This is a genomic window from Chlorobaculum sp. 24CR (assembly GCF_004118635.1).
Taxonomy (GTDB): Bacteria; Bacteroidota; Chlorobiia; order Chlorobiales; family Chlorobiaceae; genus Chlorobaculum.
Genome location: NZ_SDGU01000027.1, coordinates 1 through 23,647 on the forward strand (window position 1 = coordinate 1; position 23,647 = coordinate 23,647).

The 23,647-nt window shown below is 56.3% G+C and carries 12 protein-coding genes; 3 read left to right on the forward strand and 9 right to left on the reverse strand.

Annotated features, from left to right (window positions below; genetic code table 11):
- Positions 1-98 precede the first annotated feature (98 nt).
- The 6 genes from EST62_RS06605 to EST62_RS06630 form a co-directional block, all read right to left on the reverse strand.
- Positions 99-296 (reverse strand): hypothetical protein, encoded by a 198-nt coding sequence (locus tag EST62_RS06605; RefSeq protein ID WP_129051321.1) that lies wholly within the window; start codon positions 294-296, stop codon positions 99-101.
- Between the two features lie 45 nt (positions 297-341).
- On the reverse strand, positions 342-1,856 hold the full coding sequence (locus EST62_RS06610; protein ID WP_129051322.1) for a retron Ec67 family RNA-directed DNA polymerase/endonuclease: 1,515 nt from the start codon (positions 1,854-1,856) through the stop codon (positions 342-344).
- A gap of 217 nt (positions 1,857-2,073) precedes the next feature.
- Positions 2,074-3,804 (reverse strand): exodeoxyribonuclease V subunit alpha, encoded by a 1,731-nt coding sequence (gene recD, locus EST62_RS06615; protein WP_129051323.1) that lies wholly within the window; start codon positions 3,802-3,804, stop codon positions 2,074-2,076.
- Positions 3,804-7,406 carry an exodeoxyribonuclease V subunit beta gene (gene recB, locus EST62_RS06620; RefSeq protein WP_129051324.1) on the reverse strand — a complete coding sequence of 1,201 codons (3,603 nt, stop codon included), beginning with the start codon at positions 7,404-7,406 and terminating at the stop codon, positions 3,804-3,806. Before recB ends, recD begins: the two co-directional genes overlap by 1 nt.
- A 282-nt stretch (positions 7,407-7,688) precedes the next feature.
- The gene (gene recC / locus EST62_RS06625; RefSeq protein ID WP_129051325.1) at positions 7,689-10,886 is read right to left on the reverse strand and encodes an exodeoxyribonuclease V subunit gamma; all 3,198 of its coding nucleotides are present in this window, start codon (positions 10,884-10,886) and stop codon (positions 7,689-7,691) included.
- Between the two features lie 141 nt (positions 10,887-11,027).
- Positions 11,028-12,014 (reverse strand): phosphate acetyltransferase, encoded by a 987-nt coding sequence (locus tag EST62_RS06630; protein ID WP_129051326.1) that lies wholly within the window; start codon positions 12,012-12,014, stop codon positions 11,028-11,030.
- Between the two features lie 382 nt (positions 12,015-12,396).
- Between EST62_RS06630 and EST62_RS06635 the strand changes: the two genes are divergently transcribed.
- Both EST62_RS06635 and EST62_RS06640 read left to right on the forward strand, forming a co-directional pair.
- On the forward strand, positions 12,397-13,374 hold the full coding sequence (locus EST62_RS06635) for a hypothetical protein (protein WP_129051327.1): 978 nt from the start codon (positions 12,397-12,399) through the stop codon (positions 13,372-13,374).
- Positions 13,371-14,441 (forward strand): glycosyltransferase family 4 protein, encoded by a 1,071-nt coding sequence (locus tag EST62_RS06640; RefSeq protein WP_129051328.1) that lies wholly within the window; start codon positions 13,371-13,373, stop codon positions 14,439-14,441. Before EST62_RS06635 ends, EST62_RS06640 begins: the two co-directional genes overlap by 4 nt.
- A 12-nt stretch (positions 14,442-14,453) precedes the next feature.
- On the opposite strand, the gene EST62_RS06645 is transcribed toward EST62_RS06640, so the two are convergent.
- Entirely contained in the window at positions 14,454-15,314 is an 861-nt protein-coding gene (locus EST62_RS06645) for a thiamine pyrophosphate-dependent enzyme (RefSeq protein WP_129051329.1), read from the reverse strand.
- Entirely contained in the window at positions 15,307-17,022 is a 1,716-nt protein-coding gene (locus tag EST62_RS06650) for a 2-oxoacid:acceptor oxidoreductase subunit alpha (protein WP_129051330.1), read from the reverse strand. Before EST62_RS06650 ends, EST62_RS06645 begins: the two co-directional genes overlap by 8 nt.
- A gap of 261 nt (positions 17,023-17,283) precedes the next feature.
- Between EST62_RS06650 and EST62_RS06655 the strand changes: the two genes are divergently transcribed.
- Positions 17,284-18,456, forward strand: a complete 1,173-nt coding sequence (locus EST62_RS06655; RefSeq protein WP_129051331.1) for an NAD(P)/FAD-dependent oxidoreductase — start codon at positions 17,284-17,286, stop codon at positions 18,454-18,456.
- A 196-nt stretch (positions 18,457-18,652) separates the two neighbouring features.
- Here EST62_RS06655 and EST62_RS13930 read toward each other — a convergent pair whose 3' ends face one another.
- Positions 18,653-23,608: a S8 family serine peptidase gene (locus tag EST62_RS13930; protein ID WP_209019412.1), complete on the reverse strand. Its 4,956-nt coding sequence runs from the start codon at positions 23,606-23,608 to the stop codon at positions 18,653-18,655.
- Between the last annotated feature and the right edge of the window lie 39 nt (positions 23,609-23,647).

Sequence of the window (23,647 nt, forward strand, 5' to 3'; positions counted from 1 at the left end):
TACATTATGACTTTTATGAATATATGTGCTCAATTATTACACTTTTATCTTTAACGAAGCAGAGCTTCGGGGAATATATCCCATAGAGATTTAATTAATTATCTTTTCAAACAATCCATATCGGTTTGATTATAATAATCTTTTATGGTCATAACAAGGCGATTTAAAATAGGTTTAAAGCCATTAAAATTAATACCGTGGGCATTTTTGGCGACAACATTCTCTGCAAAAAAAGCTTTTGTGTAGAATGTTTTTGAGTCAGCATCATTATCGGCACTAAATTTTCTCCCATTCATTTCAGTGTTTAAAACTTTATCATCAAAAAAATCCTCAATAATGGTCTATTTTTTATTATTTATATGCGGCATTTTTACTAGGTATAGATTATTGTTGATATGGAAAAAATCTGAATCATCTTCTGTCGTTGGATGGCTATTTTTTGAATTTTGCTTTACAGCAGCAAACACTTTTGTCGCTGCATTTTTTCTTTTTCCGTCATTATCGGTTACGATAATAACAGGGTGCATTGGATTCCATATAACATACTGCTTAGCCATTGAAGCATAATATCCAACAAAGTTGGCTAATTCTCCTGTACCTCCAGTAAGATGAAGCAATTCTCTTATCGTCTTTGAGTATTTTAAAAAACTAATATTATAAATGAATCTTTCACTACATTTTTCAATCAATTCAGGATATTCATTATGAAGACTCTTTATGGCAGCTTTAAGATAAATACTATCAGTTGGCCCTTCACACAAAATTAATGGCCGTTCAAGTGCGCCAAATATCTTAAAGTAGATAAAATCTCGATACATCTTCCATATTCCACTCTTATTATCTTGCTTATCTCGAAGACATCTCTGATCAGAATAGTTTCGAGTATAAAATATATAATTCAATATACCACCCAATCGATTTAAATCAGCTTTTACGTCACTATCACAGAGTGTACTTGGTATATCAATAGGGCTTATTTTTGAGGGAATTAAATATTTTCCTGTTTTATAATATGAGTGACACATCGCTCTTGCTAAACGATAATATTCACTGCGGACATTAATTTTTTTATTTACGACAAGACCTGTTACTACTTGCCTTGTATCTCTATATTTTAATCTTGTTTTTAAAGGGTTTACACAAAAACCAGAGCGTTTAACCTCTTCTTCAATCGGTGTGCCCAGTAGTAATAATTCTGGATTTTCAGAGCTACGCCTTACCAAATCTAATGGAAATTCTTTTTGATTTGTTGAAAACGTTATATCATCAGCATACCGAGAGTAAACGCAACCATATTTTTTGGCCACTCCAACCAAACGAATATCTAATAAGTGTGCAATCAAGTTTGAGATAATGGGAGATGTTGGACTTCCTTGAGGCAAGCGTCCATTGTAACATGCTATCTGCGCAATAATTGTAGCGACCTTATCATCTAATAAAAAATCTTTGTTTTTGATAAAAAACCCACGCACTCTTCCAAAATTTATTGACCAGAAAAAATCTTTAATATCAAAATTAAGGACAAATCTTTTGTTTTTGTGTTTTTGTGCATTTGTCTGAATCGAGGATCCTTTTTTAAAGCCATGTGAAAGAATATTATTAGGAGAGTCTTTAGCTAACTCGACAGAGCACAATGTTAATATATTGCAAAGATGTTTTTGGAGTTTTTTTATTTGTGGGATCGGAGCTTCTATTAACCTTTTTCCTCCGTCCTTTTTATTTATTTCAAACGAATTATATTTTTCTTGTTCAGGTATTTTATATAAGATATATGAGAGCTTTTTTGGCTCATAACCTAAGATAACAGATAAATCTTTAAGATTTTTTGCTGTTCTTAATCTAAGTAAAGTAGACATTTTTTGTTATCGTATAAAAAATTGCTTACAGGCACTCCTATGCGACCTCAGAACAACTGACAGCGAACATTGAACGCCGTGCAATAAGGATACGAAAAGGAGCAAAACCCCCTTACGTCTATAATTATGTTGCGAAGCACAACAACAAATCTGCCTGTAAGCAATAAGAAAAACAACATATAATTCTTTTTGATTATACAATTAAATGTACATAAAATCAAATTATAATCTTCTCTTTCAACCCACTTCTCCGCTCCGTCCGGCGCTTCACCGCAGCGCTGAGAACGCCCTCGTCGCTCCAGATCGTCACGGACTGCCGCGCTCTCGTGATCCCGGTATAAATCAGCTCTCTTGTTAGCAAAATAGTATCCTCTGGCGGCAAAACCATCAGAACTCTGTCAAACTCCGAACCTTGGCTTTTGTGTACTGTCATCACGAAGGCGGTTTCGTGCCTGGGCAGGAACTCCGGGGGGATGGCTCGGACGGTTCCGTCGGGGGCGGCGAAGAAGGCTCTCAGGTTGCCGGATTCGGGGTCGGGGAGGATGATGCCGGTGTCGCCGTTGAAGAGCTTGTGGATGTAGTCGTTTTCGGTGACGAGCACGGGGCGGCCTCGGTAGAACTGGCTGTCGAGGTGGATGAGCGCGGCTCCGTGGAGCAGCGTTTCGGCGGCGTGGTTCGTGCCGGCGGCTCCCCACGGGCCTTCGCGCAGGGCGGTAAGGATGCGGAAGCGGTCGAAGAGGCGCAGCGCTTCGACGGGCGTTTCGGCTTCGAGATACGCGCGGAAGCCGTCGAGCACCGGGGCGGCGAGGCGCTTTTTCATCGTTTCGCGTGTCGGCGTCGCTTCGAGAGCGATGGTGCCGGAACCGGCGTCCGCGAGAAGGTGGAGGGCTTCGCGGTCGTCGCCTGCGTTGACGGCGCGGCTGAGGGCGGCGATACCGGAGCCGTCGCCGAAGCGGTAGTTGCGGTCGAGCACGGTGACGCATCCGGCGACGGCGGAGCCGGGCGATTCGGCGGCGCGGCAGATGTCGCCGAGGACGGCTCCGGCTTCGACCGAGGCGAGCTGGTTGCGGTCGCCGATGAGGATGAGGCGGGCCTGCGGCGGGAGCGCCGTGATGAGCGCCGTCATGAGCGGCAGATCGACCATCGAGGCTTCATCGACAATCACCGCGTCGCAGGGCAGCGGGTTGCGCTCGCTGTGGCGGAAGCCGGTCGAGCCGGGCAACGTGCCGAGCAGGCGGTGAATCGTCGTGACCTGGCCGGGCACGTCGCGTTTTACCTCGTCAGCGCACGGCAGCGTGTCCCGAAGCGAGGCGATGGACGCGGCGAGCCGCGCGGCGGCTTTGCCGGTGGGCGCGGCCAGGGCGATGTGCATCCGCTCTCCACCGGGCTGTTCGAGCATGAGGGCGAGGATGCGCACCACGGTGGTGGTTTTGCCGGTTCCGGGGCCGCCGGAGATGACCGAAAAGCGCCGCCTAAGTGCCGTCAGCGCAGCCTGCCGCTGGCGATCCTCCGCGTTTTCGGAGGGTGCGAAGTAGCGGTCGAGCTGCCCGGCAAGCGCGACTTCGTCGATGCCGCCGCTCTCCGATGCGGCGCGGGCGCGAATGGCTTCGGCCAGCAGCGCCTCGTAGCGGAAGTAGCGATAAAGGTAGAGCCGCCCGGCGGTGTCGAGAATCAGCGGGCGGTGCTCCCCCTGCCCGCCGAGCGTCGGCAGCGAGCGAAGCGCGGCGACGAGGCTGTCGGCGTCGGGCAGGCGCAGCGGCTCGTCGCTGCCCGGAATCCGCACAAGCTGCCCGGCGATCTCCTCCAAATCGAGGCAGACATGCCCCTGCCCCACCGCCTGGCTGAGCAGCGAAACGACCGTGGGCAACACGCCCGTATCGTCCTTCGCGTCCCGACAGAGGAACGCCGCCGCCTGCCGGTCAATCGGTCGTTCGATGAAGTCGATCATCAATCCCCCTCCCCTGTTCCGGTTTCGACGAGCAGCTCGCCGAGTTCGCGGATCAGCGCTTCGGGCGGGTGGTCGCGGTAGAAGCCGAACTGTTCGCCGCGTTCGGCGCTGACGCCGCGCAGAAAGACGTAGATCGCGCCGCCGAAGTGCGTGTCGTAGCGGTAGCCCGGTACGCGCAGCGCGAGGTAACGGTTGAGCGCGACGGTGTAGAGCAGGTATTGCAGCCGGTAGAGGTTCTCCTGCATCGCCCGGTCGAGCCGCTCGCGGCGGTACTCTTCGACCGAATTGCCGAGGTGATTCGATTTCCAGTCGAGCAGCCAGTAGCGCCCCCGCACCTCGAACACCATGTCCATGAAGCCCATCAGCATCCCCTTCACCGGCGCGAAGTCGAGTGCCTGCAATGCGGCGGCGGGATCGGTGCCGGACGGGATAACGCCGTATTTCGCGAGCGTTTCGGCAAGCTCCGGGGCGGTGATGCGCCTGAGCGGGAAGAAGAACTCCAGCTCGCACTGCCACGAGCGCGGCTTGAGGCCGCCGAGGGTGAACGAGCCGTCCGGCGAGGAGAGCCGAGTCGCGAGCACCTTCCGCGCCATGTCGGCGAGGGCCGGTTGCCACTCCTCGTCGAAGCCGTACTTGCCGAGCGCCGTCGCGCAAGCTTCGTCGATGGCGCTGGCGGAGGGCGTGGCGAAGTCGAGTGTCTCGAAGATCGAGTGCATGAGGATGCCCGCTCCGGCCCCTTTCGGAAAGGCGAAGATGGAGCGATCCCCGTCGGGCAGCGCGACCGGCGCGGCGGCGGGTTCCGTAAGGGTTTCATCGCGATCGGGCAGCTCGAAGGCCGTGTGTTTGTGGCGGCTGAGGGCGGTGAAGCTCGCGATCCGCCACTCGGTTTCGAGGCTCGCTTTGAACTGCCGGAGCACGAGCGCCGGACGTTCAGCAACGACGGGACAGACAACGGATGCACGGAATTCGTCGCCAAACGAGAGGCGACGAACCTGCATCGCGCCGCCCGAATTGTCCGCGAGCGCGTGCAGTTTCTGCGCCATTTCATCCGTCCCGATGGCCTGAAGCTCCTGCACGGCTTCGGCGACCGGCTCGGCGCTTTGCTTGGCATCGTCCGACGCATAGAGCAGGTACGAAGCGGGGGTGAGCTGCGGCGGCTTGCCGCTTTTGCGGCCATCGACGATGCGGGCGGTGAAGAAGATGCAGCGCTCTTCGGCCCGCGTGAGGGCGACGTAGAAGAGGCGCAGGTTCTCGGCGAGCGTCTCCCGTGCGGCGGCTGCGCGGTGCCGGTCGATGGACGCCGAGCCGAAATCGCGCACCATCCGGCCCGCGTCGTCGTGGCAGAGAACCACGTCCTCCTTATCGCCTCCTCTGACGAACTGGAACGGACAGAAAACGACTGGGTACTGCAACCCTTTGCTGACGTGCGCCGTGACGATTTTGACCGCCGGTTCGTCGCTTTCGAGCCGAATCTGGTACTCCTCGCCGGATTCGCGGCTCGCCACCCGCTCGCTGAACCACGCCACGAGGCTCTCCATGCCAAGCCCACGCGCATGCGCCTCGCGGTGCAGCAGCTCGAAGCAGTGCAGCACGTTGGTCAGCGCCCGCTCGCCGGATGCCCCGGCGGTGGCCAGCAGCCGTTCGCGCACCCCTTCGCGGCGCATCAGCTCGCGGGCCATCACCATGAAGCCGCGCTCCCGCCAGAGCCGGTGATACTCCCGGAATTCCTGCAACCGTGCGGCGAGGGCGTTTTCGTCGGCGTTGAGGCGGGCGATGTCGCTGCCGTTCAGCCCGAAGAGCGGCGTGACGAGCGCCGCCCGCACGAGCGGCTCGCGGCCCGGATCGGCGAGCGCCGTCACGAGAATGCGCACCTCCTCGGCCTCGATGGAGGCAAACACGCTCTCGTCGCTGCGCATTACCGAGACGATGCCCGCCTTGCGAAGGGTCGCCTGCATCAGCCGGGCCTGCCGGTGGGTGCGCACGATCACCGCGATGCCGCTCGCATCCGCGCCGCCGCCGATCGTTTCGGCCACCATCGAGGCGCACGCCTCCGCCGCAAAGCTCGCAGCGTCGCCGCTCTTCAGGCTGCCGTCGCCGTCGCTCGCTTCGAGCAGGCAGATTTCGAGCGGCGGAACGTCGGATACGGCTCCGTCGGGCGCGGCTCGACCCGCCACGAGCGGCGGCGAGGGAATGCCGTCGAAGACAAAGGGGTGGCGGGCCTCTTCGAAGAGCCGGTTGAAACCGTCGAGCAGCTTCGGAGTCGAGCGCCAGTTGGCGTTGAGCGTGAAGCGCCGCTCCTGGCCGACGTCGCTTGCGGCTTGGAAATAGGCGAAAATATCTGCGCCACGGAAGCTGTAGATCGCCTGCTTGGGATCGCCGATGAGGAAAAGCGGCGCATTAGAACCGGAGTAGATGCGGCGGAAGATGTCGTACTGCACCGGATCGGTGTCCTGAAACTCGTCGATCAGCGCCGCCTGGTAGCGGTTGCGCAACGCCTCAGCCAGCGCAACGGCTTCGGGGCCGTCGGCGAGAGCGTGGTAGAGATCGGTAAGCAGATCGTCGAAAAAGCGGATGTTGCCCTCCTTTTTGCGCTCCGGCAAACGCTGGCGGCAGAAGGCGACCAGCTCGGACTTCAGCGCGAGCAACCGTTCATCCGCCGCCGCCTGCAGCCGCTCGCAGGCCTCGAAGAGCGGATGCGCGGGCGGCGTAGCGTTTTTTTTCAGGCCTGCCGCGACGCCGGAGGCGGTCAGCTTCCCGAAACCGTCGAAAAGCGCGAAGGGATTGCCGCCTGCCGCGAACTCGTCGAGTACTGACAGCAAAGGCTCGACTTTGTCATCCCGATAAAATTTTTCCGCACGACTCAGCGCCTTGCTCGTTCGCAGAAGTTCCGACAGCGCTTCTCGCTCGTCACGCCAGATCCGGCAAATTTCGTCGAACGCCGCCTGCGCTTCGTTCTCGATCCGCTCGATCTCCGATTCGCCATAGAGCGGAAGCACCACGTCGCGCTCCGAGAGCTGCAAGGATCGGAGAAACACCGCGAGGCTGTCGGGCGTCCACTTTTTCAGAAGCGCGTAGGCGAGCAGGCGGTGGGCGCTGCCGAAAAAGCGTTCCCGCCAGAAGTCGTCGATCACCTGCCCGGCAAGCGCGGACTGGTCGTCCATCAGCTCGGTGTCGTAGAGTGCGCCGCTCTCGAAGGCGTGATCCTGCAACGCCCGCAGGCAGAAGCCGTGGATCGTGAAGATCGAGGCCATGTCGAACCCGGCGAGCGCCGCTTCGAGCAGCAGGGCGGCCTTTTCGGTCGAGCCGGACGCTTCGGCGCGGTCGCGCATGGCAACGAGAAAATCATCCTCCGTGCTCTCGCCGCGCATGACGTCGAGCGCCTCGCGGATGCGGCGGCGGATTCGCCCTCGAAGCTCCTGCGTGGCCGCTTCGGTGAAGGTGACAACGAGAATCTCTTCGGGGCGCAGCTCCCGCTCGACGAGCAAGCGCAGGTAGAGCGAGGCAATCGCCCAGGTCTTGCCGGTGCCCGCGCTCGCCTCGATGAGGTTCATGCCGGAAAGCGCCACGGCGGCGTGATCGAGGATGTTTAGTAATCCGGCCATTAAAATTGTCAAACAATTGCCCCGGACTTCAGCCCGGGGTTTATGGATAACACAAAATATATCAGGGCTTTAGCCCAATCATTTTCAAAAGATCGGGAGCGACGAAATGTCCCCCAAAGAGCAAGAGAAGAAATTGGGCTGAAGCCCTGATTTTTATATTTACCGCTCTATCCCCGGACTGAAGTCCGGGGCAATTGAACGGCAAGACATCGAATGAACCAGCATGATGCTGAAACCAATCATCACATTGGAAGTCCTGACGGAGAAAGTGTTGCCTGCTTCTCATCCCTTCCCTCCGTGCTCGATCATCGGTTGCAGCAGGTTGTCGGCGATGCTTTCAAACCGCTCGCCGAAGGGCGGCGCCTCGCCGAAGCAGCGGCGGATGGCCGGGTCGCTGCCTTCGCCTTCTCGCCCGCCAAAGCCGTCGAGCCACTCGCCAAGCGCGGCTTTGCGGCGCTCCTCCTCCGGCTTTCCGGCCTTTTCGGCCCAGGCGAGCGAGGCGCGGGGGAAGAATGGCAGCGGCTCTGCAAGGCCTTCGCCGTAAAGGTCGAGCAACGCTTCGAGGCGTTCGGTTGCTCCGGTGACTGGGCGGTAGAGGATCGAGCGGTCGAGCGTGACGATGCGCGTTTCGTGCACCTCACCGTTTTTGGCGGCGTTTTGCGCGAGGTGTAACAGCCACGCGCGGAGGCGATCCTGCGCGCGCATTCTCGCGCAGCGGTAGAGAAGTTGGCCGGTCGGCAGGAGGTGGTCGAGCGTTCCGGTGAGGCGGAATCCGGCGATGTCGAGATCGATGTCGAGCTGACTAAACTCGCCGCTCCCCTTCAGCTCCCGCACCTTCGCAGCGAACTGTTCGACCTCGGCAAGTAACTGCCGGAACAGCAGCTCGCCGTGCGTCGCCGGAGGAAGCAATCCACGCGAACGGAACAGCGGCAGCATCGCGCCTCCGTCGCCTGTTTCGAGCAGCGCTTCGAGCAGCTCCTGACGCATCGCATAGCGTTCGAGTCCCACCGCCTCGAATGGCTCGCGCTCTTCGAGCGGCTGGCGAGCGGCCGACGGCTTGAGGCCGAGCCGCCGTTCGAGAAAATACGCCGCCGGATTGGCGAAAAACCGGACGAGATCGTCGAGCGTCACCGTCAGCTTCTCGTCGGCAAGACTGTCGAGCGGCGCTTCGATGAAGGGGCGCTCCGTCACTGAATTGCGTCCCGCGAGCGCCCGGAAGTTGTCCACCGAGTAGCTGAAAAGCTTGGAGCCGGAGGCAAAGTAAGCCGGGCTGAAGCCCTGAAGCCGGTGCTTTTTGACCAGACGTGACGCGGCATCCTCGCCCGCCGGGAACTCGAAGCCACGCTCGGCGGCGTCGAGCAGCTCGCTGACCAGCACCGATGGCGGCAGTTCACTGTTGTCGCGGACGCTCTGGCCGACGTAGCTGAGGTAGAGCACGTCGCGGGCCGAGAGGATCGATTCGAGGAAAAGGTAGCGGTCGTCACCGCGCACGGAGCGGTCGCCCTTGCGCGGCTCGCGGGCGAGGAGGTCGAAGCCCGGCGGGCGCTGCTGGCGCGGGAATGCGCCGTCGTTCATGCCGATCATCGCCACCACGCGGAACGGAATGCTGCGCATCGGCAGCATCGCGCAGAAGGTGATGCCGCCGGTCATGAAGCCGAGGCCCATCTCGAACTGTTCGAGCCGGGCGCGCAGCCAGGCGATCATCACCTGCGCCGAAACCTCGCCCGCAAAACCGGAGTGCTCGGCAAGCGCGGTCAGCCGGTCGATCTCCGCCTTGACGTGCGCCAGTTCGCGCTCCGAATCGTCGTCGGCCTCGATGAAGCTGTCGAGCATCCAGAGGAAATGCTCCCGCCACTCGCCGAGCGGTCGCGGGCGGCTGAAGCGCTTCGAGAGCTGATCGACGGCGTCGATGAAGTCCGCCAGCTTGCCGAGCGTTTCGGCCTCGCCCGCCACCTCGAAGGGCAGGACGCCATCGAACAGCCGCCTTTCGTCCGGCATCGCATAGCCGAGCAGCAGCCGCTCCAGCCCGGCTCGCCACGAGTTCTCGCGGAACGGCGGCAGACCGAGCTTGCCGCGCGAGCGCTCGTCCATGCCCCAGCGGATGCGCGTCTGTTCGATCCATCGGCGCACCGTGTCGAGCTCCTCTTCACGGAGCCGGAAGCGGCGGCTCACCGGCGGCGACGAAAGCAGATCGAAGAGCGCGGGCGCGGTGTGGCGGCTGCCGTACAGCTCCAGCAGCTTGAGCATCGCCGGGGCGACGCCGCCCTCGTCGAGCATCCGTCGGTCGGCGATGGAGTGCGGCAGGCGCGGCTCCCCAGGGCCGCTGGCTCCGAACACGGTGGCGATGTAGGGCGCGTAGGTCTCGATGTCGGGCGTCATCACCACGATGTCGCGCGGTTCGAGGCCGGGCAAACGTTCGAGCAGATCGAGCAGATTGTCACGCAGTACCTCGACCTCGCGCAGCGGATTGTGGCACGAGTGCACCTGCACCGAGCGGTCGCTGGCGGCGGGCGGCGGATGGCTCTCTTCCGCTCCGTCGCCGCGCAGATTGAGCATGTCGGACTGCAAGGCGCGAAGCAGCGTCTCCGTGCCGGGGTCGATGTAAAGATCATACTCGTCCTCGACCTCGCCCACGTCGAGCAGCAGTTCGGCGAACTCGCGGCCGCTTTTGCCGAGCGAGGCGAGCAGCGGATTGCCCTCCATGCTCAGCGCCCGCTCGCTCTCGCTCATGCGAAACAGCCGCCGCCGCGAAACGATGTCCGTCCAGAACTCCTGCGTCGGACTCAAAAGAAACAGGTTGACCGGAATCCGCGCGGCGAGCGCCTGGAGCATCTCGACGTGATATGGCGGCATGTACGAAACGCCGAAGAGCGAAACCCTCTTCGGAAAATTGTCAGGCAGCCGCGCACCCTTCACCTTCCGGAGAAACTCCGCCTGGAGCTGGCCGCGATGCTTGCCCACGCTTTCGGCGACGAGCGAGCGCCAAAGCTCCGGCTGCCAATCCTGCGCAACATCGTCACCGCCCGCCTCCCACGCGGCGAGCAGGTCGGGGCGGAACAGGGTGTATTGATCGAAGGTGTCGGCGATGCGCCCGCAGAGCTGGAAGAGTTTCAGCCCGTCGCGGTCGCCATCGAGGTAGCCTCGCAGCGGCGCGAACGAGTCGCCTTCGAGCATCTCCGGCAACAGGCGCACGAGGCTCCAGCAGATCGCCTCTTTGGAGAAGCTCTCGCCCGCTGTTTTCTCCGACAGCCCCAGCCACTCGAAGAGCCGCTGCAAGAGCGCGTTCGGGAACGGGTACTCCGCCCCGGCCCAGACGCCGAACTGCGCGGCGAGCCGCATCGAGAGCCACCGCTGCATTCCCCGGCTCTGCACCACGATCCACTCACGCTCGAAGGGCGACGCGAGCGGCGAGGCTGCGGCCATGTCGCCGAAGGCCGATACCAGCGTTTCGAGCCGGTTGCCGGTGTAGATTTCAAGCACGTCGGAGCGCTCCGGAGGTTAGGAGTTGCTGCAAAAGGGGCATGGTTGTTTTTGTTCAAGAAATGAATTTATCGCTGTTTCAGCAATAGCGGACGGTGCGGACGTAATGGACTTGGTGGACAGCAAAGAAGGGGAGGAATATTATTTGATTCTCCCCTCTTCCCTCGCCTGCCGCACCAGCACGGCCAGCGCGCATGAGAGCAGGCGGGTGCGCAGATTGTCGGCGCGGCTGGTGAGGATAACCGGAACTTTCGCACCCATGACCACGCCCGCCGCGTCGGCGTGGCTGATGAAGGTGAGCTGCTTGGCGAGGATGTTGCCCGCTTCAATATCCGGCGCAAGCAGGATGTCTGCGTCGCCCGCGACCTGCGAGACGATGTGCTTCTCATTTGCAGCCTCCTTGCTGATGGCGTTGTCGAAGGCCAGCGGGCCGTCGATGATGCAGCCGGTGATCTGGCTCCGCTCCGCCATTTTGCAGAGCGCCGCGGCGTCGAGCGTGGCCTGCATAGCGGGATTGACCACCTCCACGGCGGCCAGCACGGCGATTTTCGGCGAGCGCCACTCGCCGACGAGCGCCACCCAAGTATCGACGGCGTTTCGGCAGATGTCCGCCTTGGCGCACAAATCCGGCGAGATGTTCACGACGGCGTCGGTGACGATGAGCCATTTGTGGTATCCGGCAGTGTCCATCACATAGCAGTGCGACAAACGTCGCCCGGTGCGCAGTCCCGATCCGTGGGCGACAATCGGCCCGAGCAGTTCGTCGGTGTGCAGCGAGCCTTTCATGATTGCCCCGGCCTGGCCCGAAACCGCCAGCTCGACCGCTTTTTCAGCCGCGGCGTGGCTGTGCGGCGTGTCGATCACCTGCCACTTCGAGAGATTGATTCCCGCTTCATCAGCCGCTTTTTCGATGCGTCCGGCAGGCCCGACGAGAATCGGCGAGATGAGATTTTCCAGCACGGCATCCGAAACGGCGGCAAGCACATGGCTGTCAACCGGATGCGCCACGGCGGTCACGAGCGGCGGCAACGCGGCGCACCTGTCGATCACGGCATGGTAGCGGTCGTGCGGGTGCACCTGAATTTCCGGCGGTTCATCGCTGGAGAAAGCGTGGTTTCGGTCACTCATGGTTTCAGCTCAAAAGTTGCGGGATACACACCCAATATACGCAACGTCAGCATAGCTTGCTTCATGAACCGGATATTGATCCGGCTTGCACCAGATTGCTCTTGCCAATACTCTGGCAGCCATTAAAACACTTCAAACAATTGCCGCGCCCCGAAAGCTTTCGGGATGAGGTTTATGAGTAAAGCGATATAAATAAGGCTTTTAGAGCAATCTCTTTCTACGCTGACTTTTGTGATTTATTGTTCCCGAAGTAATAACAACCATCACCCGTTTGCAAGCCTTCGTGGCTGTTTGTTTGTTCAGTGATTTCTGACTAAATTCGCTAAAATTATCAGTCATTTATGCCGTACTTTCCCGTCACAGGTTCTCGCCGCGAAAAATCATGTTTCTTGTGTTTTTGATCGCCGTCGTGCTGACGGTAGCGATTGCCTTGTTCACCAAGCGTTACCAGAAGCATCTCCGGAAAAAAAAGCTCAGGCGGAGCCGTGAAACATGGGCCATCGGCATCTATGAAGGAGTCTCCCCGATCGAACTTCGACCGGCAACCGGTGTGGTCAATCCGGTGCTTTCCGCGGATGACGTGACCGATGTACGGGCGCGATTCGTCGCCGATCCCTTCATGACAAAAGACAAGGATGGCGTGTGGCGCCTCTTTTTTGAAGTCCTGAACGACAGGCGCGACAAGGGAGAGATCGGCTATGCCACCAGCCGCGACGGAGTGCAATGGCAATACCGAAGCATCGTTCTGCGTGACCGGCATCATCTCTCCTATCCCTATGTGTTTGCCTGGAAGGACGATATGTATATGATCCCTGAATGCGGCGATTCCGGCTGTATCAGGATTTTCCGTTCCAAAGCATATCCTGAACAGTGGGAGCCGGTCTGCACTATTGGCAAGGGCGATAGCCGGAAACCCTGGGTTGATCCGTCGGTGTTCAGGCATGGCGATCGTTGGTACCTGTTCAGCTACGGCAGGAACCGGAGCCTTTACCTTTTCTGCGCTGAAGAGTTAGCGGGCGAATGGAAAGAGCATCCCGCGAGTCCGGTCGTAACCGGCAGCCCTCACTTTGCCCGACCCGGAGGACGGGTGATTGCCGATGGCGGGAACCTTTACCGTTTCGCGCAAGACGAGACCCCGCAGTATGGCAGCAAGGTGTGGGCGTTCAGTATCACAGAACTGACCCCGACCACGTACCGGGAGGAGCCGGTATCCCCCGATCCGGTGCTTCAGGCCGGAAACGACTCGTGGAACCGTGATGGAATGCACACCGTCGATCCGCATCAAATCGCGAAGGGGCAATGGCTTGCCGCGGTTGACGGATTTACTATCCAACCCGTGAAGGAGGAAAAAGCAAGATGAACATCCTGTTTTTCGATGCTACCCGTGAATGGTCAGGTGGCGCGAACCGCTTGTTCCTTTTCAGCAAAGAGCTTGTCAAGCGCGGTCATAACGTACTGGTTTGCACTCTGCCGGGCAATGAAATGTCGAAACGTCTCGCAAAGGACGAAATGCCGTTTTTCAACATCGACCCACGGTCCGACATCAACCTGCTCGTAGCGCCTGAAATCATCAGGAAAATCCGTGAGCATCACATCGACATCATCGACATCCATTCACCCAGGTTTTACTGGCTCGGAACGATTTCCGCCCGGGTATGCGGCAAACCGGCAATAATCACCAGAAACGTTCCCTTCCGGAAAAAAGGATTCAAGCGGCAACTCAACCACCTGCTCTACGGTATGCTTGCCAACAGGGTGGTTGCCATTTCAGACAAGATCAAGCGCGAACTTCTGGTGGATTACTGGCTCGAAGAACGCCATGTTGACGTGATCTATGATGGACTCGATACGGCAATATTCGATATCCAAACTTCAGCCAGTGACAAATCACGCATTACGATTGGCGTACTCTCCCGGCTGGTTTATGGCAAGGGCCTTGAGAGTTTTGTCGAAGCAATGCCGGGCATTGTTCAGCAAATTCCGAATGCGCGATTCGTCATTGCAGGGAGCGGCCCCTTGAAGGATATTCTTCGCCAAAGAGTGGTCGATCTCGATCTCGACAGCAAGGTCGCTTTTACAGGATTCAGACAGGACGTTCCTCAACTGTTAAGTGAACTTGACATCACCGTAAATCCATCACCTGAAGAGGGCATGTCCATGAGCGCCCTTGAATCAATGGCCTCCGGCAGGCCGGTTGTTGCGACCTCTGGCGGCGGGCTTGTCGATATCATTACAACCCTGGAAAACGGCGTCATCGTGTCGCCAAACGACCCGGCTGAACTTGCCCAAGGGGTCGCTTGCCTGTTACAGGCCGATTATCACGCAATCGGCGCGAAAGCCAAACAGATTACCAAAGAGAAATTTGAATTAAACCGCATTATCGACCAGTACGAGGCGCTTGTTTCTTCACTCGTCAAGCAGAACTGATCGACTTTTCCCTCACCTGAAAGCTTCGAGCATCATCCGGAAAGCTTCGTCGCTGGCTGGCGTCTGCCGGAAAAGCGGCGTGTCGCCGATGCCCGCGAGCTCTTCATAGAGTTCGCGTCCGGCGTTCCGGTAGAACACGCCGAGCGGCAGTTTGTCCTCTCTGAAGGCCATCTCCAGCGCCGCCATGCGATCCGACGGGTCGTGATCTTCCGGCAGCTCAACGGTGTTTTCCCGGAACCACTGATACGTATTCAGCTTGTTGAAGATGACGCAGGGCTGGAAAACATCGACAATCGAGCACCCTTTGAACCGGATCGCCTCCATGATGATCGATTGCGTCTGTTCGACGTTGCCCGCAAACGCTCTGGCCACGAACGGCGCATTGAGCGAAATGGCGACGGCCAGCGGGTTGAACGGTTCGAGCAGCACGCCGCCCGTCTGCACGGGCGTCGTCATGCAGCGCTGCGAGGTTGGCGAAGCCTGGCCCTTGGTGAGGCCGTAGATCATGTTGTTGTGCACGATGATGGTGACATCGCAGTTCCGGCGGATGGCGTGCAGAAAGTGGTTGCCCCCTTCGCCGTACATGTCGCCGTCGCCCGATTCGACGACGACCGTCAGGTTGCGGTTCGAGAGCCGGATGCCCATCGCCGGCGGAAGCGCGCGGCCGTGCAGGCCGTTGAACATGTTGACGTTCAGGTACTGCGGCGCTTTGGCCGCCTGACCGATGCCGGAGACCATCACGAGATTTTCGGGAGCGACGTCAAGCGCTTCGAGCGCGCCCAGCACCGACTTGCGAAGCATGTGGTTGCCGCAACCCGGACACCAGGCAATGTCGGTCTCCGCAGGCATATCGAATTTTCGCTGCTTATCCATTGACGACCTCCCTGAGTTTTTCGATGACCTCTTCGACGCTGAACGGTTCACCGGTGGCTTTCAGAATACGATGCGTAGCGACGATGCCGCTCTCCCGCTGGAGCAGATCGGCGAATTGGCCGAGGGCATTGTTCTCGATGACGGCGATTTTCCTGCGCCCGTTCCCCAGCAGCGCGGCGGTGTTTGGCCTGAGAGGAAAAACCTGCGCGTAGTGCACTCCGGCGATACGGCTGTCACCGATGCGGTCGAGCGCCTCTTCGAGCACTCCCCTGTTCGATCCCCACGAGATCGCCACGACTTCCGCGCTGCGAGGATCGCCAATCACCGTTGGCGGCAAGGCGTTCTCCCGGAGCGCCGTCAGCCGCTTGAGCCGCTTGTCCATCATCTTCTGGCGCATCTCGAAGCTCTCGGTAATCAGCCCCTGTTCGTCATGCTCGTCTGAATCCACCCGCACGATTCCCGTTCCGTATCCGGGCACGCCGCGCGGAGTCAGGCCGTTTTCCGTAAAGGCGTAACGCCTGTAATTTTCATCGGTTTCGACGATGCCGCGCTCCGTCGGAAGACGCTTGATCTCATCGATCGCGATGGTTGTCTCGGCATCCAGCAGATACTGGTCGCTCAAGACGACGACCGGAATCTGGTACTGCTGCGCGGTATCGAACGCATGTTGCATGGTTTCGATCGCCTCTTCGAGCGTACCGGGCGCGTAGATCGCGCGGGCGAACTCACCGTGCCCGGCGTGCAGCGCAAGCGCAAGGTCGCCCTGCTCCGTGCGGGTCGGCAGGCCGGTGGCCGGGCCGGGGCGCTGGCCGATGTGGATGACAATCGGCGTTTCGATCATGCCCGCAAGGCTGAAGCCCTCCTGCATGAGGTCGAAGCCGCCGCCGGAGGTGGTCACCAGCGCGCGCGCTCCGGCGTAGGAAGCGCCAAGCCCGGCGTTGATGGCGGCGATTTCATCCTCGGCTTGATCGACCACGATGCCGAAATCGGCGGATCGCTTCGCAAGAAAGGTCAGCACGCCGGTGCCGGGCGACATCGGATAGGAGCAGATGAAATTGCATCCGGCGGCAACCGCTCCGATGCCGAGCGCCGAGGTGCCGTTCATGAGCAGCAGCTCCTTGCCGTTTTGCAGAGCCGGTTCCGGCACCTTCAGGTTTTTCGCTTCGGGCACCTTCAAGCCAAAATCGTATCCGAGGCTGGCGGCTTTGAGGTTGTTTTCGACAACCTCCTCCCCCTTGTCGGCAAACTGTTCGCGCAAAAAATCGCTGCATTGTTCGAGAGGAGTACCGATAACGGCCAGCACGATTCCCAGCGCCACCATGTTGGCATAGACTTTTCCCCCCGCCTCGGCGGCCAGCTCGCTTAGTGGCGTGTCGATGCAGCGCTGATCGCAATGATCGCCGAACTGCTCCTTTTCAGCGAAAACCAGCGTTCGGTCGCGCAGGCGATGGCGAAGTCTGTCAAAAGCGTGAGGCGTCAGGGCAAGCAGAATGTCGATCCGGTCGATGCAAGCCTGCCGCTTCTTGCCGGTGATACGGATCTCGGTGGTGTTACTGCCGCCGCGGATGCGTGACATGTACTCGTTGCAAGAAAAGAGGTGGTAGCCGCTGTTCTTCAGGATGGGCAGGAGCAGCGCCGTGATGGTCTTGACTCCCTGGCCAGCAGCGCCTTCGAAGACCATGGAAAGATCGTCTGGAGTTTGTTGCATGAGACGGTTCCCTGTTTTGATGAAGAATCCGCATGTCTGGTCGATTGGGGAGTTGGCCGCCTGTTCCGGATAAATCGTGGAGAGCGGCGTTCATCGACTTTGCAAAGTTATTTAAGAACCAACAACACCCCATCAGCAGCAGTTCGTTCCGGAAAGAATCAGGCTCTCTTTTTGGGTTTTATTGGCATATGACCAAAATAACCGTATATTAACGGCCTTACCAATGTGCCCCCGGGCATCAACCCATAGAAATCGTTCGTTGTGAAAAAAGTCCTGATTCTTGGCGGAGGCATTGCCGGCGTTGCGGCGGCGATCTCGTTCCGCAAACGTGGATTCGAGGTCGAGGTGGTTTCCGACCGGGAGTTTCTGTTCATCTACCCGATCGCCATCTGGATTCCGGTTGGCACGGAGCAGTTCAAAAACGTGGCTTTCCCGCTGGAAAAGCTCGCGCGGAAGCACGGATTTTCGCTGACGCTCGACAAGGTGACGACCATCGACGCCAGCCGGGACTCCGTCGCGCTTGAAAAAGCGGGCGTCCGCAGCGACTTTGACTTCCTCGTAATTGCGCTCGGATCGGACAAAGTGAAGCACGAAGGCGTCGAGCACACGCTCTCGATCTGCGGCGCGCCGGAGCACTCGCTCCGCCTGCGGGAAAAGATCGACGCCCTCATCGAGCGCGGGCACGGCAAGATCGCCTTCGGCTTCGGCGGCAACCCGAAAGACCCCAGCGGTGTGCGCGGCGGCCCCGGTTTCGAGCTGTTTTTCAACCTGCACCACAAGCTCACCAAGCTCGGCATTCGCGACAATTTCGAGATGACCTTCTTCGCCCCGATGGCTTCGCCGGGCCAGAAAATGGGGCAGAAAGCGCTCGACATGATGGCCAAAATGTTCAAGGCGAAGAACTTCAGGCAACGCTACGGCAAGAAGATCACGCGCTTCGAGAAGGACGGCGTGGTGTTCGAGGACGGCAGCAAGCTCCAGAGCGATCTGACGATGTTCATTCCCGCCGGATCGGGCCACAGCGTCGTCAAGGCATCCGACCTGCCGCTCAACGAGGCGGGCTTCGTCAAAATCGACGACTTCTGCCGCGTGGTCGGCGTGAACACCTGGTACGCCGTCGGCGATTCAGCGGCGCTCGAAGGGCCGGAGTGGAAAGCCAAGCAGGGCCACATCGCGGAGTTCATGGCGGAGTGCGCGGCCAACAACTGCCTGGCCGAACACTTCGGCCATCAGGAGCCGATGAAGGGCTACCAGGAGCACCTGAACGTCCTCTGCGTCATGGACACCGGCGACGGCGCAGGCTTCGTCTATCGCACCGGCCACAGCGAAATGTTCATCCCGATGCCGATAGTCGGCCACTGGCTGAAGAAGGGGTGGGGGTATTACTACAAGTTGTCGAAGATGAAATACATCCCGCGCATTCCAGGGATGTGATTTTTTTTGGGGGATATGATGGAAATGCGGTTGATGGCTGGATCGGTTATCGACCGTGATGGCACAGCCATTATCACTCCGTTCTGCATTTAAACTCGCCGATAATTACTCCATCCCTGAAAGTTTTTGTGATGGAGTTTACGAACAAAACAATTACTTGTAACAGGAAAACAAAAGGTTTTTTCATAAAACTTAACTATGCTGCTTCTGGCGTCCAACTTCCATTGACATCTCCTTTTACAATCCCGATCAGGTCAATCTGTGTGTCACTGGTGATGGTAATATCGAGAGCAACTTCTGACCAGTCAACATTCGTTCGGCTCATTACTACCTCAGCAATATCATCTGACACGAATAGCCACTCATGCTCTTGAGCCTTATTGAATCCAATAGCCATCTTGAGAATAGCAAGGGCATCTGAAGCCTTAACAGTACCATCCTGATTCACATCGGCTGCTATATACTCGTAGTTGGAAACCTCACTTCCGCCACCATTCGGGTTAACGCCAAACGCGATTTTCAGCGCAGCAAGGGCATCCGAAACCTGAACCGTATCAACCAGGCTGTCATCTACAGTTTTTAATGCTTCAAGTTCATACTCAGCCTGAATCAAACCGGTAAAATCTGATTTGCCGGTTCCATCGGTCAGACAAGTTCTTTCCTGGTCGTTGCCAGTGTCAGTCAAGCAGCTGGTCACACCTTCGATAGCAGCGCCACTCTTCCAGTAGGTAACGTCAACTGTACAATCGTGGGCCTCTGCCGGATGATCGTCGTCACCTTCTTCACCAGCAAATCGGAATAATTCCATGCCGGTGATCGTATCGGTGTTACCAGTCCCTTCCGCACTATCATCGATTGCTCTTTGCACTGTCCAAGTATCAGTTGCTATGTCATAGCTGTAATGGTAATCGGCATAAACACCGGCATACTGAACTATGTCGAAACCATTACCGCCATCAACATAGTTATCACCACCTTCGAGTTTGAGGAGGTCATTACCGTCTTCGCCATAGAGCTCATCATCTCCATCGCCGCTACTGATTTGATCAGCACCAGCACCACCACGTATGATTTCGCCCCAGGTAGTGCCAATAATAAGGTCATCAGCCCCCAACGCCTGAACATCCGTAGTGGCGGCAAAACCAAAGTTTTTATCAATTACAGTAGTGCCTGCGGTAATCGTAACAGTTTGAGAAACGAGGGGTTTAAGTTCGAGAATCGCCTCGGCAAAAGCCAGCATATCTACACGCTTGAAGGTCAGGCCGGTGTTGGGGACAACATCGTTCTCGTCGTCGCCATCGACAATGTCATTACCGGTTTGATATAACAGATCGTGAACTTCGTTAAACGTTAGCCTTCTGCCAAGCTCCTGTTCCGCCAACTGCTGTCCAAGCGCAACCATGCCAGCAATTTCTGGCGAGGCCATACTGGTGCCAGACATTTGGATGACGTCCCCGTTATTCTCTGCGGAATATATTAAAACACCCGGAGCAAAAATATCCGAAAGCTCGTCATCCCGCTGTGAAAAAAATGCTATGGCATCGGGAACCCCTGTCTGGAGGGAACCCCAAGTACCTGACCCGGTCCAAACAGCGCCAACCGACAGCGAATATGGATCTGATGATGGATACGATACTCCCTGTTTTTGATATTCTGCGTAGCCATTACCAGAAGCAGAAACTACAGTAACTCCAATATTTGCAAGCGACTTAAGCTGGCTCGAACAATAACCTATTGTACTTGTGGTATTGAATTGCCCATCACCCAAAGAAAGATTTACCGCTGCAATATTATATCTTGTTGTGTTTTGTACCACCCAATTCAGCGCCTGAATAATATCATAATTAAATGCTCCCCCGTCACCATCAGGAAAAACCTTCAGTGCAATGATATTAACCTCAGGTGCCACACCGGGGAAATTGACATTTGACGAACCAATAATACCAGCCACATGAGCTCCGTGGCCTTGGCCGTCACTTGCATTATTGTCGTCCTTTCCATAAAAATCGTAACTGTAAACAATACGGTCGGAGATACCGTCATGGTTCGAGTCAGCTCCAAAATATGAATGGTCCAGATCAATTCCCGTATCGATGACAACAACCGAATAGCCTTGACCATTGATATCAGCAAAACGTGAATCCGCATGGTAGGCCGCAATGTTGGTAGCCCTGCCGAGATTGCTATAGGTTTCTTGCGCCGCAGTTTCACTGACTTCTTCTGAACTCAGAGTTTCGACGCTGACCTCACCATCCGAACCAGTGTTAGTTATGATGGTAGCACTGGCTGCGCTATGGTTGGAATACGTGGGCGTCCAGCCATTGTTAACTTTAGCAACGATGGTGTGAGAGCCTGGCGTCAAGTCCTCCAGCACATAATATCCATCCAAACCCGTAGTGCCGCTCACCTCTCCGCTATCCAGCTTACCGTTGCTGTTTTTGTCATCAAAAACTGTCCAGCCTGACAGCGCAGTCTCCCTGCTCTCCATGAGCCCATCTTTGTCAAAGTCGTTCCAAAACTTTCCGGAAACCGCGCCAAGGTTTGAGGTATCGTTATCGGAAATAGTGTAGTTAAGGGTACTGTTGGTGAGTCCCGCATACAGACTGTCGCTGGTTTGAACCGAGACTGTTAGCATTCCGCTGTGTTGCTTTTCATAAGTTGCATCATCCACAGCGCTGACGGTGACCGTTTGCGGAGTCGACCAATTCGTCGAATCAAAGGTCAGTTGCATACTGCTCGCGCTCAGCTGCGAACCCGTATTGATGTTGACGCTGACCGTGCTGGTCGGTTTTGCGGACAAGGCCACAGAAAGCGAAGAGGTTGTACCGCCCTCTGCCACATTCAGGCTGGCCGGTGACAGCACCACTTTCGGCGGATTGGTGACTGCAATGGTGTTATCGACGAAAGCAATGCTTTCAATGTTGGTCGCGGTGAGGGTTTGCCTGGCATACGGTGTGCCTGTTTTTCCCTGAATCAGCAAACGATCATCTGTTTCTGAAGGATAGGTCATAGTGAAATCGGCCATCTTTCCGAAGATTGCTATGGTATCATTGCCCGCACCACCATCAATCTGGTCGTTGCCGCCTTGGCCATCAAAAACGTCATCACCATTAGTGCCGGTCAATCTATCAGCGGATTGTGTACCGAATATCTTGTTAGCGCTGGTGGTTTGCAGCAAACACGTCTGGTTTTGGTTAAACGCCAGATTTTCGACATTGATGGTTTTCAGGGTGTGGCCCGCGTACTCATTTGTAGCGTCACTACCTTGAATACGGGTGATCCCTGCCACAGTCAGAACCATGAAATGGCTTTTGGCACCGAACAACGCCAGCGTGTCGTTACCCTCCCCACCGTCTATGAAGTCGCTGCCGCCCAAACCATCGATCAAGTCGTCGGCTGTCGTTCCGCGAATCACCTCGCCAGCAACCGTACCTAGCAAAGGAGTCACACTCATGGAGGAGAGTGCTTCCGTGCCTGATTGAGTTTTGAGATTCTCGACATTCCACAACCGGCTGACCGAATATGCGTACTCGCCTGCGCCGTAATCACCTCGAACGGTAGTCAATCCCTGGACAGTGTTGATCGAGAGATGCGCGGATGATGCGCGGAATACGACCGTATCGCTTCCGTCCAAACCATTGATGAGATCGTTGCCTCCAAGCCCGTAAATCAAATCGTCGCCAGAGGTGCCTGTAATCGAGTCGCCAAAAGGGGTTCCCTTCAACGCATTGTCCGGTACAGGTTCATCCAATATCGCGCTAACCGTTATTCGATATTCTCCATCGTTATGAAAATCATTACTCCTCTCAATCTTGATGTAATAGACACCAGCGGCATCAACCGTCGTTTCAAGTGAAACATCGCTTCCAGTATCGCGGCTGGCCAAGAGGGTCCCTGATTCGTCCAGAAGCTCAATGGCAAAGTAATTAATCCATGTACTGTTGGATGGTCCATCAAAATCAATCGTGATATTACCTGACGCACCCATCGTGAAAGCGAAATAGTCTTTATCATTAAATAAAGACAATTGCCCATGGATACTTTCGTCCAGAGACATAGTATCCGCAGTTTCTTGGCTATCATTGATTTCGCTTTCACGTAAAACAGTGCCGACGGTCTCTGTTACCTTCAGTGCATATTCGCCCGGATCATAATATGCGCCATGAGTAATCTCAACAACATAATTACCGGCTTCAGGTGCATTAACCTCAAAATCCACATCCTGATTGCAGGCACGACGTGCCAGTAAATTTGCATCTTCATCAAACACATGTATATAAAAATAACTACTAATTGTTGTATTGGTGGTCGGTGCGTCAAAATGAATTGTCAGCGAACCCGCGTCCGTGGTTTGCAATTGGAACCTGTCGATATCGTAAGCCGTAGCCAGTTTGCCGCGTTTGACAAGACCTGAAACCAGAATATTGGCATACTCGTCATTGGGTTCATATTCATAGCCATTATTATCGAGGGATTTGGTCGTGACGGTCAGGTTATATTGACCTGCATCGTGATACCAATCACCCGCGTTAATACCAACATAGTAATCACCCGCTTCAGGCAAGCTCGTTTGGAATGAAAAATCTTTTCCGGCAGACTGGCTCGACAAAACAGTGCCATCAGCGTCAAAAACGTTCACTATAAAATAATCTCTGAGTGAGCTATTGGTCGGCGCATCAAAACTTATTGAAGCAACACCAGCCTCGCTGGCCGTCAGCATGTACACATCAAGGTCATCCGATGTTGCAATCTGGCCGGTAATTGCTTCACCAAAAACGATAACATTGGCAGTCGCAAAGGTCCCGTTCGGTTCAGATTCTAGCAGGCCAGACAGCCAATCAGCCCCAATATGTGAAATATCGACAACGTCATGGAGTTCTGTTTCCATGCCGACGTACAATCCGCCACCATAAGAGAAGGCTCCCCAAACTACTACGGAACCATCTTCACGCAATGCTGCAAATGCGCCTCCCGATGTACTCGACCCGCACTTAGTTGAAAACAGCCGTACAACATCTACAGTACCATCTAACTTAGACGCCACACTGCTGCTGTCACCACCATAAGAGGAATCCCCCCAAGTCACTACTGAGCCATCCGCTCGCAGTGCCGCAAAGGCCTTATCCGTTGAGAAGATATTCACCACATCCACGTCGCCATCAAGCTCATCGGCTACACTGCTGCTGTTGCC

Coding starts and splice junctions, on each gene's coding strand:
- recD (WP_129051323.1), bottom strand. CDS start 3,804: ATGATCGACTTCATCGAACGACCGATTGACCGGCAGGCGGCGGCGTTC.
- EST62_RS06635 (WP_129051327.1), top strand. CDS start 12,397: ATGTTTCTTGTGTTTTTGATCGCCGTCGTGCTGACGGTAGCGATTGCC.
- EST62_RS06645 (WP_129051329.1), bottom strand. CDS start 15,314: ATGGATAAGCAGCGAAAATTCGATATGCCTGCGGAGACCGACATTGCC.
- EST62_RS06640 (WP_129051328.1), top strand. CDS start 13,371: ATGAACATCCTGTTTTTCGATGCTACCCGTGAATGGTCAGGTGGCGCG.
- EST62_RS06650 (WP_129051330.1), bottom strand. CDS start 17,022: ATGCAACAAACTCCAGACGATCTTTCCATGGTCTTCGAAGGCGCTGCT.
- recB (WP_129051324.1), bottom strand. CDS start 7,406: ATGGCCGGATTACTAAACATCCTCGATCACGCCGCCGTGGCGCTTTCC.
- EST62_RS06630 (WP_129051326.1), bottom strand. CDS start 12,014: ATGAGTGACCGAAACCACGCTTTCTCCAGCGATGAACCGCCGGAAATT.
- EST62_RS06605 (WP_129051321.1), bottom strand. CDS start 296: ATGAATGGGAGAAAATTTAGTGCCGATAATGATGCTGACTCAAAAACA.
- EST62_RS06610 (WP_129051322.1), bottom strand. CDS start 1,856: ATGTCTACTTTACTTAGATTAAGAACAGCAAAAAATCTTAAAGATTTA.